This is a genomic window from Frankia gtarii (genome assembly GCF_025403375.1).
Taxonomy (GTDB): domain Bacteria; phylum Actinomycetota; class Actinomycetes; order Frankiales; family Frankiaceae; genus Frankia; species Frankia gtarii.
The window spans coordinates 1-7,300 of record NZ_JAMPTM010000321.1; the positions used below are offsets into that span (position 1 = coordinate 1).

Below are 7,300 nucleotides of genomic sequence, written 5' to 3' on the forward strand. Positions count from 1 at the left end.
GGGTTCGGGCAGTGCCAGCGGGCACCTCGTCCGCGGCCGTGAGGTTCACCGCAGATCTCGGTGGCGAGGTCGGCAAGGTCGGTGGCGTCGAGGACGGCGTCGCGATCGATCGTCGGCATCCGGCGGCAGCGTCCTTTCCGAAGCGGACGGACTCACCTGCGCTGTGTGAACAAGCCTGCCAAATTCGGAACGCGGAAGCGGGACGTTTCTCGAGCCGGTGGGCTCCAAGGCGAGGGCCGGTCGGTGCGGTCGTCGTTGGTGTCGATTGAAGACGAGCTCAATCAGGTCGAGGTGCGGTGGCTGGAGTTCACGTCCACCACAGCGGCCCGATCAACCTGACTGCTTCGCAGGCCGACCTCGGCGATCGCAGGAGGGCGCGGGTGCTGGACGAGGACACCCTGGACCGCCGGCAGGTCCTTGGTGACGACCATTCGGGAGTCCTGGCCAGCGAGCGGTTGTTGGCGTTGGAGCGGCCAGGAGAGGTTCCGCGTGATCGCGAAACGTGGTTGGTGCCCGGCCGTCCTACCACCGCCGCCACGACCTGATCTTGCCGATGGGCCGTCCCCTCGGACGAGGCGGCGTGATCCAGACGAGCTTCGACCAGCCGCCACCAATTCGATCTTAGTGGAGGTCGTGTCAGTCGTAGGGCGTCGTTCCGCCCGGCGAGATGGCGCCGGTGAGGAGTGCGGGTGTGAGGGTGTCGCGCATCTCCGTGGCGATCTGGGCGATCTTTCTGTGTGCTGTGATCTTTTTGTCGAGTGCTTCGAGGGTGTCGGCTACCGCGTGCTGGCTCTCGCGGGGCGGCAGGACGAGGGGGAGGTCGCGGAGGGTTTCGGCGGTGATGGTCGGGACGGCGGCTCCGGTGATGCGCTGGGTTATCCAGGTCTGGATGAGGGGGTGCCGTAGGTAGTGGTCGAGGTATTTGGGGAGTACCGCCTGCTGTGGGCGGATGAAGATGCAGGCGGCGCTGAGTAGCCAGCGGGTGTGGTCTATCCAGCCGGTGTGGTCCTCGTCGGCGAGGGCGTGGCGTCGGGTTTCGCCGATGCGGGTGCAGATGATGTCGCCGGGCTGCAGGGTGTAGCGGCTGAGTCTGCAGACGGTCTCGGGGCCGACGGTGTGACAGTTGTCGAGGATGATCTGGTTGTCCCGGATGTCCATCGGTGTGATCACCGGGGTTCCGGTGGGGGTTCGGTCGGCGCGGCGGTAGGTGGTGCCGGAGGGGCCGGCCTGGACGAGACAGGTGTCGCCGAGGGTGGTGGCGGTCCAGGTGTCGGGTACCGGGCCGAGGAGTGTGTTCACAGATTGATCCACCTGAGGTGTCGGGCGACCGCGTTGTCGGCGTAGGCGGCTTGTTCGTGCTGGTAGTCGAGTTCCTGTTGCAGTGCGCGCAGGGTGGCTATGGTGTCGTGGAGGTCGATGGCGGGCGGGTCGGTGGTGAGGTAGGTCGCTGGGTTGAGCTGGTAGCCGTGGTCTCGGATCTGGCTGGGGGTGGCGGTGGCGGCGAAGTCGGCCACTCCGGTGTAGGTGCCGGGGGGGCTGCGGAGCCAGTCCTGGTAGGCGCTGGTGATCTGGGCGTGGTCGGCGTCGGCGAGTACTCGGTGGGTGCGGTCGACGATGACGCCGGTTCGGTGGGCGTCGATGAACAGCACGTCGTGCTGGCTGTTGGTCGGTCTGCCGAGGATCCACAGGGCGACCGGTATGGAGGTCTCGCGGAACAGGCGGTCGGGGAGCGCGATGATGCAGCGCACGACTCCTCGGGTGATCATTGCTGCGCGGATCGCGCCTTCGCCGGCTTTGTTGATGGTCGCGGCGATGGTGGGCATCACGACCGCTGCGCGGCCGCCTTCGTCGAGGATCGAGACGGCGTACTGCAGCCAGGCGAAGTTGGCGTTGTGTCCGGGAGGCGGGCCGTACTCCCAGTAGGGCTGTTCGGCGGGGTCGCCGTCGCTCCAGCCGGACGTGTTGAACGGCGGATTCATCACGACGACGTCGTGGACGGCTGGTGAGTGCCGCAGCCAGAGCGGCTTGATGGGATGGCCGCCGAGATCGACGGTCAGGCCGTGGATGGCCGCGTTGAGCGTGGCCAGCCGCCAGGACTGGTGATCGAGAGCGTAGCCGCGCAGCTGGGGGTCGGGCGTGGCGCGGTCTGCCTGCCGGGCGTGGATGCCCGCGGCCACGAGGAGTTCACCCGTGCCGCAGCAGGGGTCGCAAATTCGTTCACCGGGCTGTGGATCGATCAGCTCCATGATCACGCGTGTCGCGGGCGGTGGAGTGAAGTACTCCTTTCCTCGTCGGCCGTGGGCGGCGGCGACCTTTTCGAGGAGGAACCGGCAGGCGGCGGCCTCGAACGTGTCGCCGGTGATGGTGTCCGGGGATTCGCGCGGGGCGGCGCGTTCGATGATGGTGATGAGCTGTGTCAGGTCCTCGTCAGGCCATCGCTCCTGCCGGATCCCGGCGTAAACACCGGAGAGGCCGGGTGAGCGTTCCACCTGCCTAGGCAGCACCTTCCCGAGGAAATCACCGATTCTTCCTTTTGTGCTGGTTAGCTGCTTCCAGTGGATGGTGTCCGAGCGACGTAGGTCGAGCAGGGACAGCACCAGTTCGAGGTTCGTTCCGAAGTCGACGGTGCCCCAGATCTTTTCGAGCGGGTCCCAGAGGTTTTTCGCCAGTGCGTCGTCGGTCTGCATCACGCTGTGCTGTGGGACCCTTTCGGTCGGGGTGGGTGAGGGGAGGTCGAGGTTCTTCCGGAACCGCTGGCCGTAGGTTGTGCCGAGCGGCTCCTTGCTGTGCAGGGCGTTACGGGGAATGCGCCGTGAGTCGAGCCAGGTGGCGAGCGCGGAGACGGAGTAGAGGTCCTGTCCTGCTGTGTACGACGGTGCCGGGAAATCCGCGTGTCGGCGGCCCCAGTTGTTCACCGCCGGCGGTTCCACCTCGGCCGCCCGGGCCGCTTCGATCCGGGATATCCGGTCGTCCGCTGTTGTCATCGCCGCGTGCCTGCGCGTCGTGACCGGATCAGGCTGGACAGTCGCCGGGTACGCGCGTCACTGCTGACCACCCAGGCCAGAAAAAGGGCCACTACCGTAACCACCACCATGATCATGATTGCGCCGTCGGACAGACCGAGCGCGGCGAGCATCGCCTGTCCCGCATCCCTCGTGCGCGTGAGCGCCCTGGACACCACCGGATCCGCCTTCCTGCTTCCTGTTGTGGACGGGCACAGCCCGCTTGACCTCTCGCAGCCAGGCACTCTCCGTTCCTGGCGACAGAACCAAGGCTGTCAGTCGACTCCGCGCGCTCGTGACGCGCACCATCCGTGCGCGAAAAACTGTTACTGCTCGCCAGTCTAGGCGACGGGCGCATCGCGGCGGGCGGTCGATCCGACGCCTCGTTTGGTGATCACCATCTCGCGAAGGTGTCGATCATGGTGGTGGGTGGGGCGAGTTGTCGGTGCGGGCGCGCAGGAGGCGCAGGAGCGCCATGGCGCGGCGGCTGCGTACGGGATTGCGGCTGAACAGGGCGATCAGGCCGGCGAGCAGGGTCAGAACCGCGTCGGGGAAGTAGCGCAGCAGCAGTCCGACGAGGACCGGGACCGTGGTCGTGGCCAGGATCGCGGCGACGGCGTTCACTCCCGTTCTCCGTGCACGGCTACCGCTCCAGCCGGGCGGGCAGCGAATCCGCCGGGCCGACGACAAGTGTGGTTGTCGCGCACCAAACGACAAGTATGGTTGTCGTATCCAGGACGACAAGTGTGGTTGTCGCATGCGGGATGATGCTTCGACAATTCTCGTTGCCGGAAACGCAGGTTGTCGCACCTATAAGGAAGGGGCGGACACTGCCATCGATGGGGATGTCCGGTCTTGGGGGGCTCAGAAACTGATGCAACGGATGTTGTCGGGGTGGGCGGCAACATCCGTTGCCGAAAGTGGCTAATCTGTTGGAGTGTGAGAACCTTTGACCCGGAATGGCCCCCACCGCAACACGCCAGCCCCCGCACCGTCGCGTTGGCCTATCTCGCCGTCCTGACCCAACGTGAAGAACGCCTGGACGCCGAACGCGACCAGGCGGTCGCCGACGCCGTCGCGGCCGGCGCAGACTGGGGCCAGATCGGTCGGGCCACCGGCCGTACCCGCCAGGGCGCTCGGCAACGCTGGAGCCGCCGGCTGCCTCCGCCTCGCGTCGTCGCCCACGACGATCTCATTCCTGATGAGCCCGTTGACATTTCCGCTGACCGCATTCCTCCCGGCCCCCACCTGATGCTGGAAGCGCCCGAGGACCCCCTTCTGATCGCCCGGATGTTCACCCAGCAGGCCCTGTCTGACGGACCACCCGAGGACCCCTGGGCCACCCGTTGGGCGTAAGACGGGTTGAGGGCGATCCGAACCAGCCGTTTGCGCTGTTAACACCATCAGATCCCTGGGACGGCGTGTGCATGGATGCCACATGGGTCGCTACGTTGAGCGGCCTGCTAGGAGCTGCACTCGGGGCAGCCGCCGCCTATCTCGGCCCGTTGCAGATAGAGCGACGTAAGGAGCGGCGCGAGCAGACCGCCAAGCAGGAAAACCAGGCGACAGTCGATCTCGAGAGGTACATCCGCGTCCGTGCCGTCGTCGACGTATGGCTCGATCTCCTTCGGAGAGCCTATGAAGATGTTCTCCACCAGCGGTTGGAACTCGGGGCCTTTGAAGCCGGCTGTACCCGACACGCGGAAGAGTTGCGTCTGCGTATGGCGGAGCTTGCCTATATTAACGTTGTAACCCTGAGGACGGTCGGATTGGTCGCGGAGTTGCGAGATGCTTCCGCGATCGTCGGCCGTATCGATCTCCTGCCGTTCGACGAAAAGCGTCGGGTGGTGCATGAGATTGGCGCGGCGATCGAGAGGTGCAGAGAGACGCGCGACCAATGGTCGGTTGGCCTGTTGGAGCACATCGGTCGTAGAGGGAGTGGTACTTGGACTGTCTTCGACGATGGTCCGGACAGTCGACTCACAACCCGCCCCTTTCCCGCCCCGGAATAGCAGGCAGAATTTTCTGCTCGAGGCGGCCGGTGGTGGAAGGGCCGACTCCTACGGGGGAAACGATCGTCGGCGTGCCCAGGCGTTGGCCTATCCTGCCCCGCCCCCAGTGCACGCCGTGGACGACGGCCAAGAACGCGCCGGCCATACGAGCGACTCCCGAGACGAACGAGATCCCGACTGCACTGTCACCGTGCGCAACGTTGCAGGTGCGGTGGACGTCGAACCCATCGTGCAGACCGGGAAATGGGGACCGTCGTGACTGCCTTGACCGTTGCCATACCGCTAGTTTCCAGGGAGGATTTCGCAGCCTCCCGGGATGGATCTGTCGACCAGTGCGGGGCCTGGGACCTGGATCTGGCGGATAGGGCCCCCTGCGCACGCCACCGTTGGGGATGGCGGCTCATGGAGATCGGGAGCGCGCTCGCTGGAGCTGCTATCGGTGTCCTGATCGTGCTCGCCGTCGTCGGTATCCCCGCCCCGAGGGCCGTGATGGTCACGCCGGTGGTCGCCACCGCGAACTCGATCCCGACAGCCGAGCCAGGAGGCACTCCGACCGTCGTCGTTGTGCCCGCACCGGCGTCGCACACTAGCGATACGAGCGCAGGCAACGGCATGGTGCCGATTGTGATCGCTGCCTTGGCCGCCTTGCCCGGCACGTTGACAGCTCTGGCCGGACTGGTCCTCGTGCTGCGCAACAGGCCCCCGGTCATCCCGCCGGCCCCTCCTCTACCTGAAGGACCGCCCGAGTCCTGAACTCCGCCGCAACGGCGCACGAACGGTTCGACGGCGAGCCATCGCGGGCCGAGCTGGAGCGACTCTTCCTCCAGCTCACTGACCCGAGCACCCGACAGCACGACGAGGTTCACTACCCGAGCGGGCACGCCAGCCGCTGGCATGGACGCGCAGCCGTTTCGTCGCTCCCGCTCAGCTTGTCGTTTAACCTCCGGGTGTCACTCTGTGTGATAGCTGCTGGTGGTTGGGGGTGGTCCGGCGTGTCGCCGTGACGTGAAGCGACCTCCTGTTGATCGTGGTTTCTCGCCAAAGACACCGTGATCAGACAGAAGGTCGTGGAGGACAGCTTGGCCCACGATGTCCCTGCCGTCGAGCATCTGGAGGTGCTGTGTCGGTTCCGGGAGGAGCTCTACGGCTGCCTGGCTCGGCGGGCAGACGCGCTGTTCGAGCTCGCCGACGCCGTGCTGTGCACGGACGGTCCGGTACGTGACCTGGTCGGGCTGTCGCTGGCACCGGAGCACCGCCGGGGGCACGGCGCGTTGTACGACGCGGTGAACCACGGCCGGGTAGAGATCAGCCGGTTGCGGCGGGCGTTGGCCGGGCTGCCACTGCCACGGGCTACCGACGGTCGGATCACTCTCGGGGTGGACGTCAGTCCGTGGCTGCGCCCGGACGCGGGGACCAGTCCGCAGCGGATGTTCTGTCACACCTATGGCCGGGGGAAGGGCAACGCCCAGCTGATCCCGGGCTGGCCCTATTCGTTCGTGGCCGCGCTCGAGCCAGGTCGCACGTCGTGGACGGCGGTGCTGGACGCACTGCGCCTCGGCCCCGACGACGACCTCACCACCGTGACCGCCGGACAGATCCGTGACGTGGTCAGCCGGTTTGTCGCCGCCGGCCACCACACCGACGGCGACCCGAACATCCTCGTCGTGCTCGACGCCGGCTACGACGTCACCCGCCTGGCCTGGCTACTCGCCGACCTACCCGTCGACCTCGTCGGCCGGCTGCGTTCCGACCGGGTCTTCCACCTCCCCGTCCCACCTCGCCCGCCACGCGCGTCCGGCCGGCCACCCCGCCACGGCCCGGAACTACGCCTGGCCGATCCGGCCAGCCTGCCCGACCCGGCCCTCACCACGACCACCGAGACCACCCGGTACGGCACCGCCGTCGCGACCGCCTGGCACCGGGCCCACCCCCGGCTGACCCGCCGCGCCGCCTGGGTGACGCACACCGACCAGCTCCCGATCATCGAAGGCACCCTGATCCGTCTCGCCGTCGACCACCTGCCAGCCGAGCGGAACCCGAAACCAGTCTGGCTGTGGTGCTCCACCGCCACCACCGACACCGGCGGCATCGACCGCGCCTGGCAGTCGTTTCTCCGCCGGTTCGACCTTGAACACACCTTCCGGCTGTTCAAGCAGACCCTCGGCTGGACCGCCCCCAAACTCCGGGACCCTCAGGCCGCGGACCGGTGGACCTGGCTCGTGCTCGCCGCCCACACCCAGCTCCGTCTCGCCCGCGAGCTCACCACCGACCTGCGCCGCCCCTGGG

9 protein-coding genes are annotated in these 7,300 nt (G+C 67.1%); 3 read left to right on the forward strand and 6 right to left on the reverse strand.

What is annotated here, in order from left to right; genetic code table 11:
- Positions 1–281 precede the first annotated feature (281 nt).
- From NBZ83_RS28265 to NBZ83_RS28285, 5 genes are all read right to left on the reverse strand, one after another.
- On the reverse strand, positions 282–431 hold the full coding sequence (locus tag NBZ83_RS28265) for a hypothetical protein (protein WP_261576144.1): 150 nt from the start codon (positions 429–431) through the stop codon (positions 282–284).
- A gap of 205 nt (positions 432–636) precedes the next feature.
- Positions 637–1,299, reverse strand: a complete 663-nt coding sequence (locus NBZ83_RS28270) for a restriction endonuclease subunit S (protein ID WP_261576145.1) — start codon at positions 1,297–1,299, stop codon at positions 637–639.
- On the reverse strand, positions 1,296–2,984 hold the full coding sequence (locus NBZ83_RS28275) for an N-6 DNA methylase (protein WP_261576146.1): 1,689 nt from the start codon (positions 2,982–2,984) through the stop codon (positions 1,296–1,298). Before NBZ83_RS28275 ends, NBZ83_RS28270 begins: the two co-directional genes overlap by 4 nt.
- Entirely contained in the window at positions 2,981–3,178 is a 198-nt protein-coding gene (locus NBZ83_RS28280; RefSeq protein ID WP_261576147.1) for a hypothetical protein, read from the reverse strand. The genes NBZ83_RS28275 and NBZ83_RS28280 overlap by 4 nt, the downstream gene beginning before the upstream one ends.
- Before the next feature lie 241 nt (positions 3,179–3,419).
- Positions 3,420–3,626: a hypothetical protein gene (locus NBZ83_RS28285; RefSeq protein WP_261576148.1), complete on the reverse strand. Its 207-nt coding sequence runs from the start codon at positions 3,624–3,626 to the stop codon at positions 3,420–3,422.
- Between the two features lie 375 nt (positions 3,627–4,001).
- On the opposite strand from NBZ83_RS28285, the gene NBZ83_RS28290 reads away from it, so the two are divergent.
- Complete coding sequence (locus tag NBZ83_RS28290) at positions 4,002–4,358, forward strand: hypothetical protein (protein WP_261576149.1); 357 nt, start codon at positions 4,002–4,004, stop codon at positions 4,356–4,358.
- Positions 4,359–4,465: 107 nt separating this feature from the next.
- Here NBZ83_RS28290 and NBZ83_RS28295 read toward each other — a convergent pair whose 3' ends face one another.
- Positions 4,466–4,924, reverse strand: a complete 459-nt coding sequence (locus NBZ83_RS28295) for a hypothetical protein (protein WP_261576150.1) — start codon at positions 4,922–4,924, stop codon at positions 4,466–4,468.
- 492 nt (positions 4,925–5,416) lie between these two features.
- On the opposite strand from NBZ83_RS28295, the gene NBZ83_RS28300 reads away from it, so the two are divergent.
- Both NBZ83_RS28300 and NBZ83_RS28305 read left to right on the forward strand, forming a co-directional pair.
- The gene (locus NBZ83_RS28300; protein WP_261576151.1) at positions 5,417–5,767 is read left to right on the forward strand and encodes a hypothetical protein; all 351 of its coding nucleotides are present in this window, start codon (positions 5,417–5,419) and stop codon (positions 5,765–5,767) included.
- Positions 5,768–6,093: 326 nt separating this feature from the next.
- Positions 6,094–7,300 (forward strand): NF041680 family putative transposase (locus NBZ83_RS28305; RefSeq protein WP_264763974.1); only part of this gene is annotated, 1,207 nt, incomplete at its 3' end.

Excerpts from the sequence above, each read along its gene's own strand:
- NBZ83_RS28265 (WP_261576144.1), bottom strand. The coding sequence starts at position 431 with ATGGTCGTCACCAAGGACCTGCCGGCGGTCCAGGGTGTCCTCGTCCAG.
- NBZ83_RS28275 (WP_261576146.1), bottom strand. The coding sequence starts at position 2,984 with ATGACAACAGCGGACGACCGGATATCCCGGATCGAAGCGGCCCGGGCG.
- NBZ83_RS28300 (WP_261576151.1), top strand. The coding sequence starts at position 5,417 with ATGGAGATCGGGAGCGCGCTCGCTGGAGCTGCTATCGGTGTCCTGATC.